This is a genomic window from Enterococcus termitis (assembly GCF_001730305.1).
GTDB lineage: Bacteria > Bacillota > Bacilli > Lactobacillales > Enterococcaceae > Enterococcus_L > Enterococcus_L termitis.
On record NZ_MIJY01000001.1, the window covers coordinates 329,915 to 354,669 of the forward strand.

24 protein-coding genes are annotated in these 24,755 nt (G+C 36.6%); 19 read left to right on the forward strand and 5 right to left on the reverse strand.

Features of this window, described 5'->3' with window-relative positions:
* Positions 1-10: 10 nt before the first annotated feature.
* The 7 genes from BCR25_RS01590 to BCR25_RS01620 all read left to right on the forward strand — a co-directional run bounded on the left by BCR25_RS01590 (position 11) and on the right by BCR25_RS01620 (position 6,618).
* Positions 11-772, forward strand: a complete 762-nt coding sequence (locus BCR25_RS01590; protein WP_069661848.1) for a tyrosine-protein phosphatase — start codon at positions 11-13, stop codon at positions 770-772.
* A 70-nt stretch (positions 773-842) separates the two neighbouring features.
* The gene (deoR, locus tag BCR25_RS01595; protein ID WP_069662121.1) at positions 843-1,781 is read left to right on the forward strand and encodes a DNA-binding transcriptional repressor DeoR; all 939 of its coding nucleotides are present in this window, start codon (positions 843-845) and stop codon (positions 1,779-1,781) included.
* 102 nt (positions 1,782-1,883) lie between these two features.
* Positions 1,884-2,555: a deoxyribose-phosphate aldolase gene (gene deoC / locus BCR25_RS01600; protein ID WP_069661849.1), complete on the forward strand. Its 672-nt coding sequence runs from the start codon at positions 1,884-1,886 to the stop codon at positions 2,553-2,555.
* A gap of 35 nt (positions 2,556-2,590) precedes the next feature.
* Entirely contained in the window at positions 2,591-3,892 is a 1,302-nt protein-coding gene (locus BCR25_RS01605) for a pyrimidine-nucleoside phosphorylase (protein ID WP_069661850.1), read from the forward strand.
* 277 nt (positions 3,893-4,169) lie between these two features.
* Positions 4,170-5,768: a daptomycin-sensing surface protein LiaX gene (gene liaX / locus BCR25_RS01610; RefSeq protein ID WP_069661851.1), complete on the forward strand. Its 1,599-nt coding sequence runs from the start codon at positions 4,170-4,172 to the stop codon at positions 5,766-5,768.
* A 161-nt stretch (positions 5,769-5,929) separates the two neighbouring features.
* Complete coding sequence (locus BCR25_RS01615; RefSeq protein WP_069661852.1) at positions 5,930-6,253, forward strand: PspC domain-containing protein; 324 nt, start codon at positions 5,930-5,932, stop codon at positions 6,251-6,253.
* Positions 6,253-6,618, forward strand: a complete 366-nt coding sequence (locus BCR25_RS01620; protein WP_069661853.1) for a phage holin family protein — start codon at positions 6,253-6,255, stop codon at positions 6,616-6,618. Before BCR25_RS01615 ends, BCR25_RS01620 begins: the two co-directional genes overlap by 1 nt.
* Positions 6,619-6,652: 34 nt before the next feature.
* Here the strand turns inward: BCR25_RS01620 and BCR25_RS01625 are convergent, their stop codons facing one another.
* Positions 6,653-7,621 carry a GIY-YIG nuclease family protein gene (locus BCR25_RS01625; RefSeq protein WP_069661854.1) on the reverse strand — a complete coding sequence of 323 codons (969 nt, stop codon included), beginning with the start codon at positions 7,619-7,621 and terminating at the stop codon, positions 6,653-6,655.
* A 197-nt stretch (positions 7,622-7,818) separates the two neighbouring features.
* Between BCR25_RS01625 and hprK the strand changes: the two genes are divergently transcribed.
* The 6 genes from hprK (at position 7,819) to BCR25_RS01655 (ending at position 13,261) form a co-directional block, all read left to right on the forward strand.
* A complete protein-coding gene (gene hprK / locus BCR25_RS01630; RefSeq protein WP_069661855.1) occupies positions 7,819-8,757 on the forward strand; it encodes an HPr(Ser) kinase/phosphatase in 939 nt (312 codons plus the stop codon).
* A gap of 128 nt (positions 8,758-8,885) precedes the next feature.
* On the forward strand, positions 8,886-9,716 hold the full coding sequence (lgt, locus tag BCR25_RS01635) for a prolipoprotein diacylglyceryl transferase (protein WP_069661856.1): 831 nt from the start codon (positions 8,886-8,888) through the stop codon (positions 9,714-9,716).
* Between the two features lie 365 nt (positions 9,717-10,081).
* Positions 10,082-11,098: an NAD(P)H-dependent glycerol-3-phosphate dehydrogenase gene (locus tag BCR25_RS01640; RefSeq protein ID WP_069661857.1), complete on the forward strand. Its 1,017-nt coding sequence runs from the start codon at positions 10,082-10,084 to the stop codon at positions 11,096-11,098.
* A 19-nt stretch (positions 11,099-11,117) separates the two neighbouring features.
* Entirely contained in the window at positions 11,118-12,014 is an 897-nt protein-coding gene (gene galU / locus BCR25_RS01645; protein ID WP_069661858.1) for a UTP--glucose-1-phosphate uridylyltransferase GalU, read from the forward strand.
* 197 nt (positions 12,015-12,211) lie between these two features.
* The gene (locus BCR25_RS01650; protein WP_069661859.1) at positions 12,212-12,652 is read left to right on the forward strand and encodes a DUF948 domain-containing protein; all 441 of its coding nucleotides are present in this window, start codon (positions 12,212-12,214) and stop codon (positions 12,650-12,652) included.
* Between the two features lie 21 nt (positions 12,653-12,673).
* A complete protein-coding gene (locus BCR25_RS01655; RefSeq protein ID WP_069661860.1) occupies positions 12,674-13,261 on the forward strand; it encodes a YtxH domain-containing protein in 588 nt (195 codons plus the stop codon).
* A 100-nt stretch (positions 13,262-13,361) separates the two neighbouring features.
* On the opposite strand, the gene BCR25_RS01660 is transcribed toward BCR25_RS01655, so the two are convergent.
* Positions 13,362-14,462, reverse strand: coding sequence for an aminopeptidase P family protein (locus tag BCR25_RS01660; protein ID WP_069661861.1), 1,101 nt, complete (start codon positions 14,460-14,462; stop codon positions 13,362-13,364).
* Positions 14,463-14,674: 212 nt separating this feature from the next.
* Between BCR25_RS01660 and ccpA the strand changes: the two genes are divergently transcribed.
* Entirely contained in the window at positions 14,675-15,676 is a 1,002-nt protein-coding gene (gene ccpA / locus BCR25_RS01665) for a catabolite control protein A (protein WP_069661862.1), read from the forward strand.
* Positions 15,677-15,887: 211 nt separating this feature from the next.
* On the opposite strand, the gene BCR25_RS01670 is transcribed toward ccpA, so the two are convergent.
* Both BCR25_RS01670 and BCR25_RS01675 read right to left on the reverse strand, forming a co-directional pair.
* Positions 15,888-18,365: a transglycosylase domain-containing protein gene (locus BCR25_RS01670; protein ID WP_083242555.1), complete on the reverse strand. Its 2,478-nt coding sequence runs from the start codon at positions 18,363-18,365 to the stop codon at positions 15,888-15,890.
* A gap of 167 nt (positions 18,366-18,532) precedes the next feature.
* On the reverse strand, positions 18,533-18,874 hold the full coding sequence (locus BCR25_RS01675) for an iron chaperone (RefSeq protein ID WP_069661864.1): 342 nt from the start codon (positions 18,872-18,874) through the stop codon (positions 18,533-18,535).
* Between the two features lie 140 nt (positions 18,875-19,014).
* Here BCR25_RS01675 and BCR25_RS01680 point away from each other — a divergent pair, with 140 nt between their 5' ends.
* The gene (locus BCR25_RS01680) at positions 19,015-20,010 is read left to right on the forward strand and encodes an IS30 family transposase (protein WP_069661865.1); all 996 of its coding nucleotides are present in this window, start codon (positions 19,015-19,017) and stop codon (positions 20,008-20,010) included.
* A 39-nt stretch (positions 20,011-20,049) separates the two neighbouring features.
* Here BCR25_RS01680 and BCR25_RS01685 read toward each other — a convergent pair whose 3' ends face one another.
* Positions 20,050-21,345 carry a serine hydrolase domain-containing protein gene (locus BCR25_RS01685; protein WP_069661866.1) on the reverse strand — a complete coding sequence of 432 codons (1,296 nt, stop codon included), beginning with the start codon at positions 21,343-21,345 and terminating at the stop codon, positions 20,050-20,052.
* Positions 21,346-21,590: 245 nt separating this feature from the next.
* Between BCR25_RS01685 and BCR25_RS01690 the strand changes: the two genes are divergently transcribed.
* The 4 genes from BCR25_RS01690 to BCR25_RS01705 all read left to right on the forward strand — a co-directional run bounded on the left by BCR25_RS01690 (position 21,591) and on the right by BCR25_RS01705 (position 24,650).
* Positions 21,591-22,262, forward strand: a complete 672-nt coding sequence (locus tag BCR25_RS01690; RefSeq protein ID WP_069661867.1) for a YdeI/OmpD-associated family protein — start codon at positions 21,591-21,593, stop codon at positions 22,260-22,262.
* 14 nt (positions 22,263-22,276) lie between these two features.
* Positions 22,277-22,729 carry a DUF1801 domain-containing protein gene (locus tag BCR25_RS01695; RefSeq protein WP_069661868.1) on the forward strand — a complete coding sequence of 151 codons (453 nt, stop codon included), beginning with the start codon at positions 22,277-22,279 and terminating at the stop codon, positions 22,727-22,729.
* 444 nt (positions 22,730-23,173) lie between these two features.
* Positions 23,174-24,067: a deoxyribonuclease IV gene (locus BCR25_RS01700; RefSeq protein ID WP_069661869.1), complete on the forward strand. Its 894-nt coding sequence runs from the start codon at positions 23,174-23,176 to the stop codon at positions 24,065-24,067.
* A 361-nt stretch (positions 24,068-24,428) separates the two neighbouring features.
* A complete protein-coding gene (locus BCR25_RS01705; RefSeq protein WP_010764461.1) occupies positions 24,429-24,650 on the forward strand; it encodes a YneF family protein in 222 nt (73 codons plus the stop codon).
* Positions 24,651-24,755: the final 105 nt, after the last annotated feature.

The window sequence follows — 24,755 nt, forward strand, 5'->3', positions numbered from 1 at the left end:
GAATAAACGAATGAATGTTCAAATCACAAATTTTAGAGATCTAGGCGGTATTAAAAATAAATCTGGGAAAAAAGTCAAAGCCAAAAGATTATTACGCTCTGGTCATTTGGTAAAACTAGATCCAAAAACGCAGACGACCTTGGTTGATCACTTTAACTTGACGAGAATCATTGATTTCAGACGCGATTTTGAAATCAATGAATCACCAGATACACCAATCGAAGATGTTGAGTATATCAATTTGGATTTACTTGGCAAAATGAACGCTAAAAGCTCAAGTCTAGCAGATTTTGCTCAATTAAAATCAATTGAAGCAGTCGATAAGCATATGTTAGGCGTCTATGAAGATTTGATTTTGAATAAAGGAGCACAAGAAGGCTTCACGGAATTTATGGATTATATCTTAGACAATAAAACAGGGGCAACGATTTTCCACTGCTTTGCCGGTAAAGATCGAACAGGTTATGCTTCAGCACTATTATTATTATTGTTAGATATAGAAAAAGAAGAAATATACAATGATTTTCTGATTACAAACACAGAAAGAAAACAAGCAAACGATGAATTGATTCAACAATATAGAGAGCAAGGGTTTGATGAAGAGCAACTGGCATCTTTAGCGACTGCGCTTTATGTGAAAAAAGAGTATCTGGATCATGCCTTTCATTTGATTGAGAAAGAATTTGGCTCTGCTGAACATTATGCTGCAGAATGTTTAAACTTTGGACCGGAGAAATTAAGTGAGTTGAGAGCTATTTATTTGACGGATTAAATCGTCATTTGTCTTCCAAGTTTGTTCTTGATATAATTAAGAAACAAATAATAAGGAACGGACAATGGGTATGGATAAAGAAAAACAACAACTTAGTATTGAAGTTGCGAGACTATACTATCAATCTTCACTTAGTCAGCAGGAAATAGCAGAAAAATTGAATGTTTCACGTCCGACGATTTCAAGATTATTAAATTATGCAAAAGAAAAAGGCTACGTTCAAATTACGATTTTCGATCCTTTTTCAGATTTATTTGGGATCGAGCAAAAGTTAAAGGAAAAATATCAGTTGATGGATGTGCACGTCGCTTTTTCACCAGATCCAGAGTACAATTCCATTTCTGAATACTTGTCCTCATATGCAGCAGAGTATTTAGAGGGAATCATCAAAAGCGGAGATATTATCGGCATCAGTTGGGGAACGACGATGCATAAAACAGTATCAAAAATGAATCATTTAGATGTAAAAGGCGTAGAAGTTGTCCAACTAAAGGGCGGTATTGCTTATTTTGATGTCAATAACTATGCTTTTGAAACACTAACACTATTTGCTGAAAAGTTGAATACAAAAGCAAAGACATTTCCTTTGCCGGTAATTTTAGATAGTAAAATTGCTAAGGATCTAGTTGTCGAAGATCGACATATCAGTAAAGTCATCAGTCTAGGGAAGCAGGCGAATATTGCTGTATTTACAGTAGGAACAGTTCAAAGTGAATCACTGCATTTCCGTTTGGGTTATTTTACGGAAACCGAAGAAAAAACCTTGAAAACAAATGCTGTAGGAGATATTTGTTCTAGATTTTTTGATGAGAATGGTCAAATTAGTGATGAAGAAATCAATGGACGAACGATCGGTATCGAACTTGAAGAGTTGAAAAAGAAAGAAAAATCGATTTTGATCGCTGGTGGAGATCGAAAAGTGAAAGCAATCCATGGAGCATTAGTTGGCGGATATGCAAATGTTCTTTTGATAGATAAATTTACAGCGATGAAATTGTTGAATTATTAAGCAAGATAAGTGAGTAGAAGCCTAAATTTCTGCTCTTTTATAAATTTTAAAGGTGAACGAAATTTCGTTAGGTTAGAACGGAATTTCTGATAGGAGAAGACGATGAACGTAAACAAAATGATTGATCACACATTATTAAAACCCGAGGCAAACGAAGAAGCGTTGCTTAAAATTATTGAAGAAGCTAAAAGCTATAAATTTGCTTCAGTCTGTGTCAATCCATATTGGGTAGCATTAGCAAGTAAAGAATTAGTAGGAACAGGCGTTGAAATATGTACAGTTATCGGTTTTCCTTTAGGGGCTAATACAACTGCTGTTAAAGCATTCGAAACAGACGATGCAATCAAAAATGGTGCCACAGAAGTCGATATGGTCATCAATGTTGGTGCCTTGAAGTCTGGTGACGAGGAGACTGTTTTAAAAGATATCGAAGGTGTTGTTCTTGCTGCTAAAGGAAGAGCCTTGGTCAAAGTAATTTTGGAAACTTGTTTATTAACCGACCGAGAAATAGTAAAAGCTTCAAAATTGGCTGTTCAAGCAGGTGCTGATTTTGTTAAAACATCTACCGGTTTTTCAACTGGCGGAGCTACCGTTAAAGATATTGCTTTAATGCGTAAAACAGTGGGACCAGATATCGGTGTTAAAGCTTCTGGTGGTGTGAGAACAGCAGAAGATACAAAAGCAATGATCCATGCAGGTGCTTCAAGAATCGGTGCTAGTTCGAGTGTTGCGATCGTTGATGCGACGGTTGAAAATACAACAGACGGTTACTAAACTAAAAAAATACGTAAGAAAGCGAGAAAGACAATATGAGAATGGTTGATATCATCGAAAAGAAACGAAATGGCAAGGAATTGAGCAAAGAAGAAATTCAATTTTTTGTAAATGGTTATACAAATGGCATGATTCCAGATTACCAAGCAAGTGCTTTTTTGATGGCGATTTATTTTCAAGATATGTCAGATGAAGAGCGGGCCAACTTAACATTGGCTATGGTCGAATCGGGTGATGTGATCGACTTATCTAAGATTGATGGAATCAAAGTGGATAAACACTCAACAGGCGGAGTCGGAGATACGACGACTTTAGTGTTGGCACCGCTAATTGCTGCCTTAGATATCCCGTTTGCAAAAATGTCGGGGCGCGGATTAGGACATACTGGCGGTACAATCGATAAATTAGAAGCGTTTGATGGGTTTCATGTTGAGCTAACAGATGAAGAATTTACTGAAATGGTCAATCGCGATAAAATTTCTGTGATTGGTCAATCTGGAAATCTAACGCCAGCCGATAAAAAATTATACGCGTTGAGAGACGTGACTGCAACGGTCAGTTCGATTCCATTAATCGCAAGTTCGATCATGAGTAAAAAAATTGCGGCTGGTGCGGATGCGATTGTCTTGGATGTTAAAACTGGTGCTGGTGCTTTCATGAAAACAGAAGAAGATGCTGCAGAACTTGCCTCAGCAATGGTTCGAATCGGTAATCTAGTCGGCAGAAATACCATGGCAATCATTTCTGATATGTCACAACCATTAGGGAATGCTATCGGCAACTCATTAGAAGTCCAAGAAGCAATCGATACCCTTCAAGGAAACGGACCAGCAGATCTGACTGAATTAGTATTGACATTAGGAAGCCAAATGGTCGTTCTTGCAGGAAAAACTGATTCACTAACGGAAGCTAGAGAACTTCTATTAAGTGTCATCAAAGATGGTTCAGCACTAGCAAAATTCAAACAATTCATCAAAAACCAAGGTGGAAATCCTAATTGGGTAGATGATCCAAGTTTATTGCCGCAAGCCAAATATGAAATCGAAGTGCTTGCTGATTCTGACGGTTTTGTTTCAGAAATTATCGCCGATAATATTGGTGTTGCTGCCATGAAGCTTGGTGCAGGTCGAGAAACAAAAGAAGATGATATCGACTTGGCGGTTGGGTTAGTTTTACGTAAAAAGGTCGGAGATCCTGTTAAGAAAGGTGATTCTTTAGTGACGATTTTTGCTAATCAAAAAGAAGTCACAGATGTTGAGGCGATGATCAAAGAAAATATTCTGATTGGTGAAGAGGTGTCCGAAACGAAATTGATTTATAGAGAAATCCATTCATAGTCGGACATACAAAATACGCATATATGAATTAAAGAAATAGAGTCTGAATCAGAAGTATTTTTACTTTTGAATGAGGCTCTATTTTTTTAGTTGAGCATACTTTCTTCCTATATAATGCAACAATACGTTAGATTCGGATAAATGACTCTGATTGGTTGCACTTGAGGACTATCGAAAATTCATTCTTAAGTCCTATGACAAATAATGAAAAAGAAGGCATAATAGGTACATAAGGAAAACACCCTCGGGTGAAAAATTTGCTAAGGAGGCAATTTCCATGAAAGAAAGAGAAAGAGTATTAGACTTAGTTAAAAAAGGCATCCTGTCTTCAGAAGAAGCTTTAGTCTTATTAGAAAATATGGCAACTGAAAAAGATGAAAAACAAATCAAAAAAGCTGCCGATCAAGTAAACGTAACTAGTGCAACTGTTGATACAAAAGAAAATGATAAAGTCGTAGATTTAGTAGATAAGTTAGAAAAGAAAGAAGAAGCTTCAATCGAACCAGAAGTTTCTGATGAAGATGTAGAAGCAAAAGAAGCAGAGGATCGCGAGCGTTTGGAAAAAATTCTTGATGATCTTGCAACTGAAGCAAATCGAGCATCTGTAGAATTAGATGAAATCAATGCTGAGATTTCTGGTGTCAAAGAAGAAATCAAAGAAGCGCAAGAAAAATTGATGGAACTAAATACAAAAGAAGAATTAAGTGAATTAACGGATGAAGATTTAGCTTTAAGAGCATCATTAGAAGCGGATATCAAAGCGCTAGAAGATTCTTTAGATGAAAGAAATCAAGAAAAAATTGCGTTAGAAGCAGAATTAAAAAATATTCGTAAAGAACAATGGACAGAAACCAAAGATCGAGTGACTTCAAAATTCGATATTCCTGATGATTGGAAAGAACAAGCAACAGATACAATCAATCAAGTTGGTGAAAAAATGAGTGAAGCTGGTTCTCAACTAGGTTCATTCCTTAAAAAGACCTTCAATACATTTACAGAAACAATGAATGACAACATGGAATGGAAAGATGTTAGTTTCAAAGTTCCAGGTGTTGCAACAACAAAATTTGATCATGAGTTCAACTATCCAGCACCACTTGCAAGCCTAATCGATGTGAAAGTGGCAAACGGAAACATTGTTTTCAAAACATGGGACCAACCAGATGTTAAAGTAGAAGGAAAAATCAAACTATACGGTAAAATGGATGCAGAAACACCGCTTGAAGCTTTCTTAGAAAGAAGCCAAATCGATGTGGATGATGAAGTGATTTCCTTCCAAATCCCGAATAAACGTGTACGTGCAGATCTCGTCTTTTACTTACCAGAGCGCACATTCGATCACGTGTCTATCAAGCTATTGAACGGCAACGTTTTAGTAGAATCTTTGAAAGCAAAAGATGTGTACGCAAAATCAACAAACGGTTCAATCACATTTAATCAAATTGATGCGACAATGCTTGAAGTGGAAGGTGTGAATGGTGATATCAAAGTCTTGAGTGGAGAAATTTTAGACAATATCATCGAAACAGTTAATGGAACAGTAACTATTACTGCAACACCACAAACAATCGGTGTTTCACTGATCAATGGTGACGTTCGTATCACTGCTAAAGAAAAAACACTACGCAAAGTCGAAGCAAGTTCTGTAAACGGCAACGTCAAGATTGCTTTACCAAATGAGCTTGGCGTAGAAGGAACAGTGAAAACAAGCTTAGGTAGTATTAATAGCCGTATGAGTGAGTACGATGTTGTACGTGAGAAAAAAGAAAGAACCAATCAATTGTTACAGTTCAGACGTTTGAATGACGAAGATATGGCACAGATCAATGCATCTACAACAACAGGAAATATTTATTTAAAGGATACTGACAAATAAATATGTAGAACACTGATCATGGTGATAATGATTTTGAATAAGGGTGAGAGGGTCGACGTGGATTAAGCATAAATCCTCTCAGCCATTATTCAAAAAAAAGAAAAAAAGGATGATTCTTCATCCATTCTATTGTAAAATCATAAAGATGAGAGGTGAAAAAAATGAAAAGACGATTGACGAAATCTTCTAATAACGTAGTATTAACAGGGAGCTTAGCAGGGATTGCTGAATGGATCGGTGTGGATCCCACAATCGTACGTGTGATTTATGTTGTGCTTTCTTTATTCTCAGCAGGATTTCCAGGCTTTTTACTTTATATCGCATTAGCAGTATTGCTTCCATCTGGAAGACGTAAAGACCAAAGCGGTTATGGACATCAAAACTCTTATAACCGAAATACGCGCAATCCAAATCCGTATGCAAACGGTCAAAAACCAAGAAAACAAGCTGAAAAAGTAAACGATGACGACTGGAGTGACTTCTAATGACATATTTTCAACGTTTAGTTGTTAACACGTTGACCTTTGTGTCGCTCTCAGTAATGTTTCCGAATATGATTTTCGTAAGAAGTATCGGCATGGCCATTATCGCGGCTTTCGTGCTTTCAATCTTGAATATGCTGGTAAAGCCTGTGTTGACGATTTTGTCGCTGCCGTTTACTTTACTTACATTCGGTTTGTTCAGTTTTGTCGTAAATGCGGCAATTTTAAAAATGACTTCTTCTTTTGTAGGAGAATCAAATTTTGGATTTTCAAGTTTTGGTGCAGCGATTTTAATGGCAGTTATCATGTCATTAGTCAATGCAATCGTTAGTGAACGCAACTTAGCTAAATATAATGAAAAAGGATAAGACATAAACGACTTCGTTTAGTTTTATCCTTTTTTTATGTAAATGGATCATCCAGTTCAATCAAATGACATTCTTTGTGCTGATTGACATAGCTGTAGAGAATATTGACGAAATCGATTTGTTTTTTTGAGAATTGCTTGATGGGTGTTGGTTTTATCTTTGGCAGAATTTTTTTAGCTAATTCATCAGCAGTATATTTGCTAAATGTTTGTTTGGTACACATACGACTGTTAATAATCTGTCCTTGGTAGATCAAATAATAGCTTATTTTTGAGTGAAAAGGGAACCAAAGGAACTGCCAGTCAGTTTGACTAGCTAATATTAATTTTTTGTTTTGGTTAAAAAAATGGGTAAGAAATTGCCATTCTTCATGCAATTTTCCCGCTTTTTCAAATGAAAAATTTTCAGAAGCTAAAAGCATTTTGGCTTCAAGTCGTTCTTGAGGTCGCTCGTTGTTTAAGCGAAATGCACCTAGTAGTTCGTTTATAATAAGGGTACGATCTAGCGAATCTATAGATTGTTCCATAAAGGTTTGACGCCAATAATTATTTTTATTCAGACCATAAAGCTCTTCTAAAATTTGTTTTACTAAATTGAGTTTGCGCTGGATAGAAAAAGGACCAAAGCAGTTTTTTTCTGTGGGCACGCTGAGAATATTGATTTGGACCTCCTGGTTGTCGGTATTGATTTCGATATATTTATATTTTTCAAAGGAGTTCATCTGCCGATTATAGATAGGACGATGTGTTTGAATCAGTTGGCATTCTAATAAAAGGGCATCAAGTTCTGTTGGGACATCAATTGTACGAAAATCAGCTAATTGCTGGATCATGCGAAGTGTTTTTCGTGAGTGCTGTTTATTTTTGGTGAAATAGCTGCTCACGCGTTCACGCAATTTTTTTGCTTTACCAACATAAATGATCTCCTCATTTTTATCTAGCATTAAATAAACACCAGGTGTAAGAGGGAGTGCTTTAGCTTGTTTTTTTAAGTTAGTATTCATATCTGTCACATCCCATATGTTTAACTAGTTGAGGAAATACACATTAAGTATACAAATTTCTCACTGATAGTCAATGGTGAATGAAAACTAGTTTTTATAAACAATAAACAAAAAGGTGAGAATCTTCTTAATAGCTAGAAACTTCCTACCTGAAATGATAAAATGGAACGAGTAGAGAATAGGAAGGAATGACAAAGATGGAAGAAGTTGTAAAAATTCATCAACTGGTAGAAAAACTTTCTTTAGAAGTCGTTTACGGCAATGAAGAAAGTTTAAATAGAGAAATCACAACTGGAGACATTTCACGTCCTGGTTTAGAATTAACGGGGTACTTTAACTATTATCCGCATAATCGCCTGCAATTGTTTGGCAGTAAGGAAATTACCTTCGCTGAGCGAATGATGCCGGAAGAGCGCTTGATGGTGATGCGTCGTTTATGTGAAAAGGATACGCCAGCTTTTATTATATCTAGAGGACTGGAAGCGCCGAAGGAAATGGTCCAGGCTGCGCAGGAGAAAGGCTTAGCGGTATTACGTTCACCTATTTCAACTTCTCGTTTGTTAGGCGAAATCTCTAGTTACTTGGATGGCCGTTTAGCAGTGAGAAGTAGTATTCACGGTGTATTGGTCGATGTTTATGGGTTAGGTGTATTGATCCAAGGCGACAGTGGTATCGGAAAAAGCGAAACAGCCTTAGAACTGATCAAGCGTGGACATCGTTTGATTGCAGATGATCGAGTGGATGTCTATCAGCAGGATGAGCTGACAGTGATCGGTGAACCGCCTAAAATTTTACAGCATTTGATTGAGATCCGTGGAATTGGGATCATCGATGTAATGAATCTATTTGGTGCAAGCGCCGTTCGCGGATTTATGCAGGTTCAGCTTGTTGTTTATTTAGAAGCATGGGAAAAAGATAAAAAATATGATCGTTTAGGTTCAGACGATGCAATGATCGAAATCGCCAATGTGGATGTTCCACAAATTCGTATTCCTGTAAAAACAGGTCGAAATGTAGCGATCATCATTGAAGTCGCAGCAATGAATTTCCGCGCCAAAACAATGGGCTACGATGCGACAAAAGCATTTGAAGAACGTTTAACACGATTAATTGAAGAAAATTCAGGAAATAGTTAATTTCACAGACTAGCTTTTCAGAAAAAAGAAAAAAAGAGAGGCGGTCAAAAAACAGCATAATTCTTTTTCTTCTTTTTCTGTCAGAGCTTAACAAGTCTGTTAGGCATTTATATCGAGGAGGCAGCCGAATGTTAGGACAAGTAAATCCAGTTGCGTTCAATCTTTTTGGGATCGCAGTTTACTGGTATGCAGTTATTATAGTATCAGGAATAGTGCTAGCTGTTTGGCTAAGTAGTAAAGAAGCAGTTCGAGTAGGATTAAAAGAAGATGATGTTGTTGATTTTATGTTATGGGGATTACCGAGTGCGATTGTGGGTGCCCGTTTATATTTTGTGATTTTTGAGTGGCAAGATTACGTGGCTAATCCGCTAGATATTCTTTGGACAAGAAACGGCGGTTTAGCGATCTATGGTGGCTTGATCGGTGGCGGTTTGGCATTATTCTTTTTCTCCAGACATCGGTTTATTTCGACTTGGACGTTTTTAGATATTGCTGCGCCGAGTGTGATTTTAGCTCAGGCGATCGGTCGCTGGGGAAATTTCATGAATCATGAAGCTTTTGGACCAGAAACAACACGTGGTTTTTTAGAAGGGTTACATTTACCTAAATTCATTATCGATAACATGAATATTGATGGTGCCTATCGTCAACCAACGTTTTTATATGAATCAGTTTGGAACGTTTTAGGTTTTGTTGTATTAGTTCTTTTAAGAAGAAAGAAACATTTCTTAAAAGAGGGAGAAGTCTTTTTAGGGTATATTATCTGGTATTCATTTGGTCGATTCTTTATTGAAGGAATGCGGACAGATAGTTTGTACGCTTTTGGCAGTATTCGTGTTTCGCAGCTATTATCACTTGTTCTATTTTTCGGTGCTATCGGATTAGTGATATTCCGTCGTAAAAAAGGTAATCTTTCTTTTTATGATCGAGAAAAAGGAACCGCTAAAAAAGCTGGCTAGAACTGCCTATTCTGCTTACTGTATGTTAAAATATAGCTAGGATATGAACGTAAAAAAATTAGTAGTTTAGTTAGTATATTGAAATAAATGTAAGCTGAGGAAGGGTGTCTAGCTTCTTTAATCTAATTCTCGGAAAAAAGACAAAATAAATGAATCGAAGAATAATTCAATTGTTTTTCCTGGCTTTTCCGAGGAAGCATTCGATTTGATCAGCTTTTCAATGATCCAGTTTTTTGAGCTAGTTCTTCGGAAAGAAGATGAAAATAAAAAGAGTCAAAGAACGACTCAATTGATTTTCCCTATCTTTCATTCAGAGCTAAATGAGCTCAACCAGCTTTTCTTATTCTGAAAGGAGATTTTCACCAATGAAACAAAAAGTTGCTGTCTTAGGTCCTGGTTCGTGGGGGACCGCATTGGCACAAGTTTTAGCAGAGAACGGCCATGAGGTTCGTATCTGGGGAAACAATAAGGAACAAATTGATGAAATCAATACTCACCATACAAATCAGCATTATTTACCGGATTTAGTTATTCCCGAATCAATTCAAGGAAAACTTTCACTAGAAGAATGTATCGAAGAGGCTGATGCTGTTTTATTCGTAGTTCCGACAAAAGCAATTCGCTCAGTCGCACAGGAATTTACGGCGAAATGTAAAAACCAACCATTGATCATACATGCTAGTAAAGGATTGGAGCAAGGCAGCCATAAACGAATTTCTGAAGTTTTAATGGAAGAAATTCCGACTGAAAAGCGTCGCGGTGTTGTGGTTCTATCTGGACCAAGTCATGCAGAAGAAGTGGCTGTACATGATATTACGACCATTACTGCTGCAGGTGAGGATTTGGCTCAGGCAAGTTATGTACAGCAATTATTTATGAACGATTATTTTAGAATTTATACGAATGACGATGTGATTGGCGTAGAAACAGGCGCTGCTTTGAAAAACATTATCGCATTAGGTGCGGGTGCAATTCACGGCTTAGGTTTTGGCGATAATGCTAAAGCTGCGATCATGACTCGTGGGTTAGCAGAAATCAGCCGTTTAGGCGTTGCAATGGGAGCCAATCCATTGACGTTTATCGGGCTAAGTGGTGTAGGTGATTTGATCGTAACTTGTACAAGTGTACATTCTCGTAACTGGCGTGCAGGAAATCTTCTTGGCAAAGGTCATAGCTTGGATGAGGTGCTTGAGAACATGGGAATGATCGTTGAAGGAGTTTCTACGACCAAAGCAGCGTATGAGCTTTCTCAGCAACTAAATGTTGAGATGCCGATTACAGAAGCGATTTACAAGGTTCTTTACGAAGGTGAAGAAGTCAAGCAAGCGGCAAAAGAAATTATGCTGCGTGATGGTAAAACAGAAAATGAGTTTTCTATATAATTTTAGGAGGAGTAATGAAATGAAAGTAAGAAAAGCGGTTATTCCAGCAGCTGGTCTTGGCACACGATTTTTACCAGCAACAAAAGCAATGGCAAAAGAAATGTTGCCGATCGTTGATAAACCTACGATCCAGTTTATCGTAGAAGAAGCGTTAGCTTCCGGTATAGAAGATATTTTGATTGTGACTGGAAAGGCAAAACGGCCGATCGAAGATCATTTTGACGCTAACTTTGAATTGGAAAGTAATCTTCGTGAAAAGAATAAGACTGAATTGTTAAAATTAGTGGAAGAGACAACGGATGTTAATCTTCATTTTATTCGTCAGTCTCATCCTAAAGGCTTGGGCCATGCTGTTTTACAAGCAAAAGCTTTTGTTGGTAACGAACCATTTGTTGTTATGCTTGGTGATGATATTATGGAAGATAAGATCCCATTATCTAAACAATTGATGAACGACTACGATTCAACCCATGCATCAACTATCGCAGTAATGAAAGTTCCGCATGAAGAAACGTCAAAATATGGCATCATCAATCCAGAGGCAGAAGTTTCTAAAGGTTTATACAATGTTAACAGCTTTGTTGAAAAACCAACGCCAGAAGAAGCACCAAGTGATTTAGCGATTATTGGACGTTATCTACTGACACCTGAGATTTTCCATGTACTAGAGACGCAAGCGCCTGGAGCAGGCGGTGAGATTCAATTAACAGATGCTATCGATACGTTGAACAAGACACAACGTGTCTTTGCCAGAGAGTTTACAGGTAAACGTTATGATGTTGGCGACAAATTTGGCTTTATGAAAACAAGCATCGAATACGGATTAGTTCACCCAGAAGTGAAAGATAATTTGCGTGAGTATATCATTGAATTAGGTGAAGAGCTTTCAAAAGAGCAAGCATCAAAAAAGAAATAGAATGAATGATCTAATCAAAAAAACAGAGCAGAGTTGTTCTGTTTTTTTTGACTATGTAATAGAAATGAACATGTGTTATGGAGAGTTTCTCTTTAAATTGTTATAATTGAGGAAGTAAAAGCAACTGAATAATTTGAGAAATACATCAGTTGGTGTTATTCTAAATCTATAGAATAATTGCAGAAAGGAGCAGAAGTATGACAGGTGGAGAGGTGGCAGCTATAATCGCTGCTGTAGCGTTTGCTGTATTAGTCGTTTTTATTGTTTTAGTATTAATAAAAATCGGAAAAACTGTAGAGAAGGTTTCTACTACAGTTGATGAAGCAAATAAAACAATCGAAGTTGTGACAAAAGATGTTGATATTTTATCAAGACAAGTCGAGGGACTTTTAGTAAAAAGTAACGAGTTGATTGAAGATGTCAATAAAAAGGTGGCAACGATCGATCCGTTGTTTACAGCGGTAGCTGATTTAAGCGAAAGTGTTACTGAGTTGAACTATTCTAGTAGAAATTTATTAGGAAAAGTAGGCTCAGTTGGTAAAACAACAGCAAAAGCTGGTGTTGTTAGTAAAGTAGGAGGAGCAGCGTTCAAAGCGTTTCGTCCTAAAAAAACACCGAAAAATGAAACAACAAAATAAAAAAATAATGGAGGAATAACGATGGCAAAAAAAGGCGGATTTTTCTTAGGAGCAATTATTGGTGGAACTGCTGCAGCAGTGGCAGCACTTTTATTAGCACCAAAATCTGGAAAAGAATTACGTGAAGATTTAGCAAATCAAGCGGATGATTTAAAAGATAAAGCAACAGATTATACAGATTATGCAGTACAAAAAGGATCAGAACTGTCTTCTATTGCGAAAGACAAAGCGAGCATTTTAGGTGATCAAGCTGGCGATTTAGCTGGTAACGTCAAGCTTAAAACAAAAGATTCTCTTGATAAGGCACAAGACGTATCAGATAATGTGTTGGAGTCATTTAAAAAGCAAACAGGTGAATTATCTGACCGCTTCAAGAAAACCGCTCAGGACGTTAATGACTCTGTAGATGAACTAGGTGATATCGCAGGAGATGCTTCAGATGATATCTTTATCGATGTCAAAGAATCAGCCAAAAAAGCCAAAGAAACTGTTTCAGAAGGCGTAACTGAGGCAAAAGTTGCAACAAAAGATGTTCCTGAAAAAGTAGCAGAAGCAAAACACGATACGAAAAAAGCTGCGAAAGAAGTAGCTGACGATATCAAAAAATAATAAAAAGTATCTGAGGGAAACCATGATGTGGTTTCTCTCAGATACTTTTTCATAGATAGCAGAGGTAGAAAAAACAGCTACCTATATGAATATCCTCTCATTACTCAATAATTTGTAATTCTTTTGTTGTTTTAGTAAAGGCTTCGCAGCCAGTTTTTGTTACATGTAGGCAATCTTCGATACGAACGCCAACTTTTCCTGGAATGTAGATGCCGGGTTCAATTGAAAAACACATGCCTTCTTCGATCACTAGGTCATTACCAGTCACTAACGAAGGATATTCATGGACCGTTGTTCCAATACCATGTCCTAGACGGTGATTGAAATATTCGCCATACCCATAGCTGCTAATAACGCCACGAGCAACTTCATCTAATTCTCCCGCTGTGATTCCTGGTTTTACTGCATCCATCGCTTTTAATTGTGCTTCTAAAACGATTGAGTAGATTTCTTTTTGGAAATCTGTGGGTTCCTTATAAGCTACAGTTCTTGTAACGTCACTGCAATAGCCGTTATGAACAACCCCTAAATCAAAAAGAACTAGCTCATGTTTAGCAACAGCCGTACTTCCTGGATTTCCATGAGGACTTGCTGCATTTTTTCCAGTTAAAACTAATGTATCAAAGCTCATCGAACGAATACCTTGTCGTTTTAATTGATATTCAATTTCTGCAAGGATTTCTTGTTCCTTAGCTCCTTCAGTGATTGCTTTAAAACCAATTTCTAAAGCAACATCCGCCCAGTCTCCAGCTTCCATAAGTTTAGTCACTTCATCAGGTGTTTTAAGCAACTGTAACTTTTCGATGATAGGGGTAATGCTCGCTGAAAAATCACTTGATGGGAAAGCATGATTCAATCGTTCAAAACGAGCAACGCTCAATGCTTCTTTTTCTGTAGCAATCTTAGCAGGTATACCATTTTTTTTGATTAACTGAGCAATCTTTTCCCAGGGATCTTCGCTATCAAGGTAGCCATAAACAGGTTCTGTCCATGAACTATTTTCTGCATCTTCAACCTCTAAAGCAGGTGTAAATAAAAATGAGTCATTATTTAATGAAATAAATAATGCTAAAACTCGTTCATGAGGATCACTCTTATAGCCAGAAAAATAGGCGATATGCCCCGGATCGCTGATATAAGCAAGATCGATCTGTTCGCTGGCCATCCATTTTTTTAGTTCGGTGATTTTTTCTTGATTCATAAATATCCTTCTTTCTTCAAAAGTGATGAGGAGAAATTGTATCTTTATCATACCATGAAATGGCGTAAAGCGCTTTTTGAAATATATAGTAAATTTTCATGAAAATGAGATTAAAACGGTTGCAAAAACAAAAAAAGTCTGCTATTCTTAGTAAGAAATGTAAACAGCGTTTTCAGAAAATGAAAAAATCATAACTATTTAGGAGAAGAATCATGGAAAAACAAACAATTACAATTTATGATGTTGCTCGTGAAGCCAATGTATCCATGGCCACTGTATCGCGTGTTGTGAATGGAAATCCCAACGTCAAGCCTGCTACTCGGAAAAAAGTTTTGGAAGTCATTGACCGCTTAGACTACCGTCCCAATGCAGTTGCTCGTGGTTTAGCAAGTAAAAAGACCACAACTGTTGGTGTTATTATTCCCGATGTAAGCAATATCTTTTTTGCTTCTTTAGCTAGAGGAATCGATGATGTAGCAACAATGTATAAATATAATATTATCTTGGCGAATTCTGACGGCAATGACCAAAAAGAAGTCAATGTGTTAAACAATCTTTTAGCAAAACAAGTAGACGGGATTATTTTCATGGGTCATCATATTACTGATGAAATCCGCGGTGAATTTTCACGCTCTAAAACACCAGTTGTTTTAGCTGGTTCAATCGATCCAGATGAACAAGTTGGCAGTGTCAACATTGATTATACAGAAGCAACAAAAGATGCAACAACGATGTTAGCTAAAAACGGCAATAAAAAAATTGCTTTTGTCAGCGGCGCGCTGATCGATCCAATCAATGGACAAAACCGTATCAAGGGATACAAACAAGCATTAGCTGATAATGGTTTGACTTATAGTGAAGGCTTGATTTTTGAATCTGAATATAAGTTCAAAGACGGAATTGCTTTAGCAGAGCGTGTTCGTAATAGTGGTGCAACTGCTGCCTATGTTACTGATGATGAGTTAGCGATCGGTTTATTAGATGGTATGATCGATGCAGGAATCAAAGTACCAGAAGAATTTGAAATCATTACGAGCAACAATTCATTATTGACGGAAGTTTCTCGCCCGCGTCTATCAAGTGTGACACAACCGCTTTATGACATCGGTGCTGTTTCTATGCGTTTATTAACGAAGTTGATGAATAAAGAAGAAATCGAAGATAAAACAGTCATTTTACCTTATGGTATGGATCAAAAAGGATCCACTAAATAAGTGTAGGACAATCTATAAAAAGAGACCAATTTTGATGAGTAAGATCAAAATTGGTCTTTTTTTATGCTCTTTCAAAAACTTATTGTTTTCTATAGAAATAAATTTTGGTAGATATACTAAATTTTGTCGTATCCTCTAATCTTCATCATTGCTTTAATTTGGCAATAACAAAAAAAGAGGGACAGAAGAAAATTCTTCTATCTCATCTTTTTTAGTTATTGTCGTTTTCTTTTTTCTCATCTTCTTTTTTATCGTCTTCCTTCTTTTCAGAAGAGGAAGGTGTAGTTGTTGTGTTTGAATTTGATGAGGATGGAGTCGTTGTTCTGGAGTTGCTAGAATTAGATGTTGCATAACGTCCCCAGTACGCACTGTAATTAGCATCAGTACCGCCATAACCGAATTTATATTGGCTCTTTGGAGCACCATCTTTGGCATAGAGAGAAACGGTATTTGGACCTGGTGCTGTGTAAGTACCACCATTATAAGTAAAGGTCCCAGGTTTTTCTCCAGTAAAACTAGAAACAGTTGATTTAATGACATCATCTGAAAGTGTAAATTTTTGACCAACTCCAAATAAATCAGGTCTAACGAGATAGATAGCATTTATTAAGTTAGCCAAATAATTGCTATTTTGATCTCCACTATTTGGACTCATTGCAGTTGGCAGATCGTATCCTGTCCATGAGCCCAATGTAATCGTTGGTGTAGAAACGACTAGCCAAGAATCTTTATACGCTTCCGTTGTTCCTGTCTTACCGATCCAATCGACATTTGCTAAATCTGGATTTAAACCAGAAACGACACTTTTGAAAGGTGTAGTTATTTTTGAATCAAGTACGGAGCGCAACATATCATTCATAATAGAAGCAGTTGCAGGAGAGTAAACCTGTGCAGGCTCCATTTTATGTTCATAGATTACATTTCCATTATTATCTGTGATTTTATCGATCATATACCCTTTTTGATACTGTCCTTTATTGGCTAATGTTTGGAAACCATTTGTTTGGGTCAACACAGTTGCTTCGACCGATCCTAAGGGAGCAGATTCATAAGCCCAGCGTTCATCAGCAGGATAATTCATTTTGCTTAGGTAATTGTTGTAAGAAAAGTTATCATCACTCATTTGTTTTTTCATTGCTTCATTTAGATGGTAGACAGGAATGTTGTAAGACCATTCTAATGAGTAACGTACTGTGTCAAATGTGTTAGTTCCAGAATTGGTTGCATTGTTTAGTTCACCGCCACTACTGTAGGAAGTAGGATAGTTCGCTAAGCGACTTTCAGAACCGATCATGCCTTGATCAATTGCAGGACCATATACGGAAAGTGGTTTGATCGTAGAGCCTACTTGACGAACTGTATCTAGTGCATGGTTACTTTGGCTGACATTGTAGTCTCTACCAGCAACAAAGCCAATGATTCGACCGGTTTGATTATCCATTAGGACATTTCCGGTTTCAACAAGGCCTGCACCATACCCGTCATCAAGCATATAGCCATAGGCTGCTACAGCATTTTGCATGGTGTCATAAACTGTTTGATCGATAGTCGATTGTATGGTATAACCGCGATTTTGGATCTCTCTGCGCGCTTGTTCTTCATACTGAGAAAGTCCTAAGTCATCTAACTCTGCTCTTTTTACGCCAGCTTTTTCTATATTGACATCCATGATCGCTTGTACAGCTTGGTCAAGTACAGCGTAATATAGATAGCCTTCTGTATTTTGATTTGCTTCTTGTTGAGGTTGAAAATCTTGTTTTAAATCATAACTTTTGGCTGCTTCGTATTCTTCTTTTGTAATTGCTTTTTCTCGATACATACTGAATAAAACAAAATCTTTTCGCTTCATTCCATAAGAAAGATTTTCATCATCCTTTAATTCCCCTGTATTTGTATAGGGAGTGTAGATGATAGGGCTTTGTGGAAGCCCAGCGATGAAAGCGGCCTGCGGTAGAGTCAAATCATTCGCGCTTTTACCAAATAGACCTTTGGCTGCTTCTTCAACACCGGCGATGTTTTCTCCTTTGTTGTTACGACCAAAGGGAGAGACATTTAAATAGGTTGTGACGATTTCATCTTTAGAAAAATACTGTTCAATACGATACGCTAGCAAGATTTCATTGGCTTTTCGTTTAAACGTTGTCTCATCTGTTAAGATTTGTTGTTTTACGAGTTGCTGTGTCAAAGTGGATCCACCGGAAGAACCGCCGATGCCGGTAGCATCAGAAATTAGGGCACGAATCACCGCTTTAGGAACAACGCCCTTGTGCTCTTCGAAGTATTCATCCTCGGTAGAAATGATCGCCTTTTTTAATAGGGGAGAAATATGTTCTCCGTCTACTCTTGTTCGAACAAGATCAGATTTGATCATCGCAATATTTGTGCCATCTGCATAGGTCATTTTTGAGACCTCAGTAATATCGCTGATATCTGTCTGAAGTTCTTCTTTTGTCGGCGGTTGAGTATCTTCAACTAAGAAGGCAAAATAGCCCATACCGATGCCAAGACCAAGAGCGCCACCTAATAGCACCATCACCACCAAAAAGACAAATAAAGACTGTAAGACACGAATGGCGATATTAACGCCCATAAAAATCTTTTTCTTCTCTGGTATTTTATAAGAATGTCGTTCCGGTTTATGGGAATTATTCTGATTATCCAAACGTTTCACCTCAATAAAATGTTGCATTCCGTGATATTATAGCAAAAAAAATCTATAATGAACAGTTGTTCAACTGTATATACGTATTTAATCATAAAAATTTAATAGTAGGAAAAATAGAACTTTTGAATAAATAGATGTTTTTAAATGAAGCAATAAGGAAAGAGCCAAACTGTTGATTTATCGATTAACCATTAAGATCCGTTATTTTCGTTTACTCGATATAAAACGATTTTTTTGATCAATGCTTCTGGTAATGGAGAATCTACAGGGAATTGAATGGCGCCTTTACTTGTTTTATAATCTGTCAGCTCATCTTTAAACGCTATAATTGCTGAGGGTGCAGGATAAAAGCCAATATGATTTTTAGCGTTAGCAAAGTGAACCAAATTTCCATTTAAATAGAAGGTGGGCATGCCGTAAGACATTTTTTCTGTTGCTTCGGGCACGAGTGTTTTGATTATTGTATATAACTGCTGGAGCTTTTCTTGCCGTTCTTCTGGGGATTCTGAGATATATTGTTCAATGATTGTCATGTGAAGTACCTACTTTCTGTTCTTTTTTTTCTTAAGTATACCACTAGAATGTATAATTTAAGTGCAACACTAAAAATTAAAGGTGAAAAAGCCTGTTATAATGGTGTTGACGAATTATATCGACTAGGAGGTATTCAGCTATGACTTCATACACACACCTTACGATACGTGAGCGGGAAATGATTTTTTTATATCATGGTTTTGGTTTTACTATCCGTAGAATTGGACGGTTGATCAAAAGAAGCCCTTCAACTGTTATGAGGGAACTTAAAAGGAATACTACAAAGTTTAGAGCCTATTCGCCTTCTCTAGCACAAAAATCGTATCATAAGAACAAGCAGAAATGCGGAAGAAAGAGAATCTTGGATCAATCACCTTATAAAGAAACCATTCGTAAACTACTTTTTGAAGACCAATGGTCTCCAGAGCAGATAGCGAATAGAATTAACTTAGAGAATAATGAATCTATTATCAGTTATCCAACTATTTATCGCTCTATCTATAATGGTCTATTTGATGAAGGATTTCCCGCAGGCAGTCCTGGAGCACGAAAAATGTTAAGAAGAAAAGGAAGAAAATCAGTGAATAAAAGAATTGGTGATCGTCGTGGACGATTTACTAATGTCAAAACGATACACGAACGTCCAATTAAAGCTGAAAATAGAGAAGAACTTGGTCACTGGGAAGCAGATACTGTCTTGGGACACCGAGGAAAATCAAGTTTAGTTACATTAGTTGATCGGAAATCTCGATTTTTGTTAGCGGGTCGAATACCCAAAAATGATTCAATTTGTGTAAGGGATATGATAGTAAAATTATTATCGCCCTTACACAAAAAACAACGAAAAACTATTACTCCAGATAGAGGGCCAGAATTTGCAAAATATAAATACTTTAGTAGATTATGCCGTATAGATTGTTACTTTGCAGATCCGTGGTCTCCATGGCAACGTGGAACAAATGAGAATACAAATGGGTTAATACGTGAGTATTTACCAAAACGTACGGATATGACACCAGTTTCAGAAGAATATATTAAATCTGTTGTAAAAAAACTTAACAATAGACCAAGAAAATGCTTAGGCTGGAAGACCCCCTTTGAGGTGTTTTACGAAAGACAAGTAAAACTAATTTAAGAAAACTAACCAGCGATTTCTTGAATTATTGGCTTATTACTAATATGGATTTAAGGTGAACTTTTCACCATTCAACATAATATATGTTGGTTTTCTATTTGGTGCGAAGACAAGCCTTTCATTTATCTTTTCCGCTTTCAAAACAACATTCTTAGTTTCATCATAAAAACAATTTAATCTGAATTTATATTGAATGTTGTATCGTTTGGTGCAACATAAAAACAATTGTTCACCTACTAAAGTTACTTCTAAATCCATTTTTTCCGAATTCACAGTGTCACTATAGTGATATCTATTAACTACCCTTAATAAAATTTCTTTTGAAATACTAATTTCTTTTAAAAGGGGGACTGAAAATGCTTTTCCCAATACATGCTCAACTATTTTTTTAGTGATAGTTGTGACAGGAATAATTTCTTGGTTAGAAAGAAAAATTACTATTAAGTCTTCCTCACGACAGATTTTTATGCTTGTTACAAATCCATCTAAATCTCCCTGGTGCTGTAAAATTTTACTTTGTCCAATAGTTGTTATATCCCAACCACATGCGTAAGTTTCTTGGTTTACAGATTCATATACTTGATAGAGTTCTTCAGACAACAGCCTTTTTTCAATAATTGCTTTTCCCCATTTTAATAGATCAGTTGTTGTTGAATACATCCCTGCTGCTCCTGTCGGAAATGACATATCAGTTTTAGCAGATTGAATTTCATCAATCCAAAACCCGTAACTTTCGACTAGATTACGAACAATATCAATATTATTCATACAACCACTGTCCTCCATGCCTAAAGGATTCAAAATATATTTTTTTAAAACAATATCATACCTCGATTTGGTTACCTCTTCAATAATTTTTGTAATAACTAAATATCCAGTTGATGAATACTCATATGCAGTTCCAGGCGCAAAATTTAGTCCTTCTAAGTAAATGTTATCAATTATATTGCTTATATTATTTGGTATTCTCATATCTTTATCCCAATAATCTAGCTTATTTGCAAAGTCTGGAATTCCAGAAGAACAGGTTAAACAATGATATATTGTAACAGGTTCATATCTCTTAAGAAGCGGAAGATATTTTTGTACTGAATCATAGATATTTAGCAAACCTAAATCGTGTAAACGTAAAGTTATCATAGCAGTGAACGCCTTAGTTAAAGAAGCAATTTTGAATTTTTTTTCACAGCTATTAGCAACATTCATTTCGATATTTGACAAGCCATAACTCTTGTTATGCACGATACTTCCCTTATGCCAAATTAGTAAATTTCCTTGTAAGTAGTCGTTTTCTTCATAGTAATTCATAAATTTATTAAAATATTCATATGCCACTTGTAGTTTCTCCATTTTCATTTTGTATAGTGAGTCCTTTTATTTTCTATTTTATCAAAGAATACAATTAGAAAAAAGAAGGTTTAAGAAAAGCAATTACAAATGTTGCACTTAATTAGACAATTCTAGCATGAGAAAAGAACGTGTGAACCATTATAAGGAGTAAGATAAATGAAGTAAACGCTTTTCATGTTTTATGGTACACTAACACATAGAATAGAAAGTGAATCGAGGAGACGGAAAAAATGGAAAAATCGATTGTTGAAAAATTGAAATTAAAGAACTATTCAACTAAAGCGATCGTAAATCGCCCAGATGAAACGTATTTGACTGACTTGGAAGATGCGCAGTTGACACTCCCAGATAAAGCAGTGGATTTATTATTTGTATTTGTGAAAACGATGGAAGAGTTTAAGGCGATTGTTCAGACAGTTATTGAGCAAAAATTACTTAATAAGGATGGCGTACTTTTTGTGGCTTATCCAAAAAAAGGCAATAAAATGTATTCTACATTCGTTCATCGAGATGAGATTTTTCCTGTCCTAGGAGTCGATGATGCTGATGGTTATGTAGGAAAAAGTACCCTGAAATTTAATCGTATGGTTCGCTTGGATGAAACGTTTACGGTCACTGGGCTAAAAAATAGTGACCGTAAAGCACAAAAATCAAGTGGAAATAGTGCGCGTGTAGCTGATTATGTTCAGTTTATACCTCAGGTAGAAGCGTTATTGGAAAACCATTTGAAGGCAAAAGTGCTATTTGATCAGTTGACGCCAGGCTATAAGAAAGATTGGGCAAGATACATTTATAGTGCAAAACAGCAAGTAACACAAGAAAAGAGACAAGCTGAAATGATCGATATTTTGGAACTAGGTTTTAAATCAAAAGAATTGTATCGTCAGTCTTTGAACAGCTAAAGGAGGACAAGCCTGTGGAACAAGTAATAGAATATGTTGAGAATGTTGATGAAAAGTGGCAGGAGTCTTATCGGCAGTTAGAGAAAGTAATTGCCGAAAATATTCCACAAGGATTTGTTTTACAGATGCAATATGGAATGCCGACATATGTCGTGCCATTAAGTGTGTTTCCAGAAGGCTATTTGAATCGAAAAGATGAACCGTTACCATTTATTAGCCTAGCAGCACAAAAGAACCATTTGTCGCTATATCATATGGGGATCATGGGAGATACAGATTTGTTGCACTGGTTTCAAGAAGAATACCATAAAGTTGTTCCAACAAAACTGAACATGGGAAAAAGCTGTATTCGTTTTACTAATCCCAAAATTATCCCCTATGAATTGATTGGGAAATTAGTCAGCAAGATTTCAATGGAAGAATGGGTGGCTAATTATCGTCGCTATACGGCTAAAAATAAGAAATAGAAAGAAGCAAAAAGGTTGTCTTTTCCTGTTGTTTCACGTACTCTTTTAGAGGATAGAGTTTACTAATTGAATGTTATAAGATGACTGAAAGGAACGTTGCTTTCGTTTATTTCGTTAGTTGATGATGAATAGTACAAGACTTTCGTAGAAAGTGTTGATCATTGAGACAAAAAGCGTCTCAAAGTCAATTTCCTAATTTTCTGCAGGATTAAGCGATTTGTTCCGCTTTTGCTGAGAATCACAACGAAAAAGATTTGAGTTGATGATGAACAGTACAAGACTTTCGTAAGAAAGTGTTGATCATTTGTATACCCAGCTGCATGAGCCAGTCTCTCGAGAAAAAGATAAAACCTGAATGAGGCAAGAAGCGCCTCATTCATGTTTTCCTATTTTCTAGTCGAGACTAAACAGGCTCATTCCGCTTTTATTTTAAGGAGGATTTTTATGTTATTAGGTTCGCATGTGAGTATGAGTGGTAAGAAAATGTTATTAGGTGCTGCGGAAGAGGCGGCAAGTTATGATGCGACAACGTTTATGATCTATACTGGAGCGCCTCAAAATACTCGAAGAAAACCAATTGAAGAGATGAATATTGAGACAGGTCAAGCGTTTATGGCAGAGCATCATTTAAGCAATATTGTTGTGCATGCACCGTATATCATCAATCTTGGCAATACGATCAAGTTGGAAAACTTTGGTTTTGCAACAGAATTTTTACGTCAGGAAATTGAACGTGCGCAAGCTTTAGGTGCCACACAGATTACGTTACATCCGGGAGCCCACGTTGGCGCTGGGGTTGATGCAGGGTTAAAACAAATCATCAAAGGACTTGATGAGGTGCTGTGGAAAGAACAGATCCCGCAAATCGCTTTAGAAACGATGGCTGGAAAAGGCACAGAACTAGGTCGGACTTTTGAAGAGTTAGCGACAATCATTGAAGGAGTTACTTTAAATGATAAACTATCTGTCACAATGGATACTTGTCATATCAACGATGCTGGTTATAACGTAAAAGAAGATTTTGATGGTGTGTTAGAAGAGTTCGATAAAATCATTGGGTTGGACCGCTTAAAAGTAGTTCACGTAAATGATTCTAAAAATCCAATGGGCTCTCACAAAGACCGTCATGCCAATATTGGTTTTGGTACAATCGGCTTTGATGCGCTGAATCAAGTAGTACATCATGAGAAATTAAAAGACCTACCTAAAATTTTAGAAACGCCTTATGTTGGTGCAGATAAAAAGACTAGTAAAGCACCTTACGGATATGAAATTGCTATGTTAAAAGCACAAACCTTCGATCCCGATTTGCTTGAAAAAATTGAAGGACAAAAGTAAAAACAGAACGGTCTATTTGATGCCATAAGAAAACGAGAAACTCTTGCCTGTGAAATGTTTATCATAGGCAAGAGTTTTTTGTTCGAGTATATGAATTGAACGCACATAAGAATAAGCGAATCCAATCTTTGATGTTTTTTTACAAGAAAAGCTATGTTTATAAATTTCTTGTGAAGAATATGATGAAATAGCTTTTCTTTTCACGCGCTTTCTAGTAAAATGATTTCTTGAGAGCAATTTAATAAAAATGGAGGCTAGTGCCTCAATAAAATTGGAAATAATAAGTTTAACAAAGGTACTGACTGCGTTTTTAAGTGCAGAAGCTTCTGTTCAGCTTTTCTATGAGAAAGGAGAGATTTATATGTCAACAGGTTTAGTAGTGTTAATCGCGATTATCGCTTTATTAGCAGGTGCAGCAGGCGGATTTTTCCTTGCGCGCAAATATATGCAAGATTATTTTAAAAAGAATCCTCCCGTTAATGAGGATATGTTACGAATGATGATGATGTCTATGGGACAAAAACCTTCTGAGAAGAAGATACGTCAAATGATGCAGCAAATGAAGAACCAAGGCGACAAATAGGTTCTTTTAAAGCAATTCAGATTTCAAGAGCACAACGGGCTGATTTTTTAGTCCGTTTTTTTGCACTTATTTTTTGATAAATGAAAGGAGTTGTATAGAAATGGG

Coding starts and splice junctions, on each gene's coding strand:
- BCR25_RS01680 (WP_069661865.1), top strand. CDS start 19,015: ATGACTTCATACACACACCTTACGATACGTGAGCGGGAAATGATTTTT.
- BCR25_RS01650 (WP_069661859.1), top strand. CDS start 12,212: ATGACAGGTGGAGAGGTGGCAGCTATAATCGCTGCTGTAGCGTTTGCT.
- ccpA (WP_069661862.1), top strand. CDS start 14,675: ATGGAAAAACAAACAATTACAATTTATGATGTTGCTCGTGAAGCCAAT.
- liaX (WP_069661851.1), top strand. CDS start 4,170: ATGAAAGAAAGAGAAAGAGTATTAGACTTAGTTAAAAAAGGCATCCTG.
- BCR25_RS01670 (WP_083242555.1), bottom strand. CDS start 18,365: ATGCAACATTTTATTGAGGTGAAACGTTTGGATAATCAGAATAATTCC.
- BCR25_RS01655 (WP_069661860.1), top strand. CDS start 12,674: ATGGCAAAAAAAGGCGGATTTTTCTTAGGAGCAATTATTGGTGGAACT.
- BCR25_RS01690 (WP_069661867.1), top strand. CDS start 21,591: ATGGAAAAATCGATTGTTGAAAAATTGAAATTAAAGAACTATTCAACT.
- BCR25_RS01700 (WP_069661869.1), top strand. CDS start 23,174: ATGTTATTAGGTTCGCATGTGAGTATGAGTGGTAAGAAAATGTTATTA.
- deoR (WP_069662121.1), top strand. CDS start 843: ATGGATAAAGAAAAACAACAACTTAGTATTGAAGTTGCGAGACTATAC.
- BCR25_RS01675 (WP_069661864.1), bottom strand. CDS start 18,874: ATGACAATCATTGAACAATATATCTCAGAATCCCCAGAAGAACGGCAA.
- BCR25_RS01705 (WP_010764461.1), top strand. CDS start 24,429: ATGTCAACAGGTTTAGTAGTGTTAATCGCGATTATCGCTTTATTAGCA.
- galU (WP_069661858.1), top strand. CDS start 11,118: ATGAAAGTAAGAAAAGCGGTTATTCCAGCAGCTGGTCTTGGCACACGA.
- hprK (WP_069661855.1), top strand. CDS start 7,819: ATGGAAGAAGTTGTAAAAATTCATCAACTGGTAGAAAAACTTTCTTTA.
- BCR25_RS01640 (WP_069661857.1), top strand. CDS start 10,082: ATGAAACAAAAAGTTGCTGTCTTAGGTCCTGGTTCGTGGGGGACCGCA.
- BCR25_RS01615 (WP_069661852.1), top strand. CDS start 5,930: ATGAAAAGACGATTGACGAAATCTTCTAATAACGTAGTATTAACAGGG.
- BCR25_RS01590 (WP_069661848.1), top strand. CDS start 11: ATGAATGTTCAAATCACAAATTTTAGAGATCTAGGCGGTATTAAAAAT.
- BCR25_RS01660 (WP_069661861.1), bottom strand. CDS start 14,462: ATGAATCAAGAAAAAATCACCGAACTAAAAAAATGGATGGCCAGCGAA.
- BCR25_RS01620 (WP_069661853.1), top strand. CDS start 6,253: ATGACATATTTTCAACGTTTAGTTGTTAACACGTTGACCTTTGTGTCG.
- BCR25_RS01625 (WP_069661854.1), bottom strand. CDS start 7,621: ATGAATACTAACTTAAAAAAACAAGCTAAAGCACTCCCTCTTACACCT.
- BCR25_RS01605 (WP_069661850.1), top strand. CDS start 2,591: ATGAGAATGGTTGATATCATCGAAAAGAAACGAAATGGCAAGGAATTG.
- lgt (WP_069661856.1), top strand. CDS start 8,886: ATGTTAGGACAAGTAAATCCAGTTGCGTTCAATCTTTTTGGGATCGCA.
- deoC (WP_069661849.1), top strand. CDS start 1,884: ATGAACGTAAACAAAATGATTGATCACACATTATTAAAACCCGAGGCA.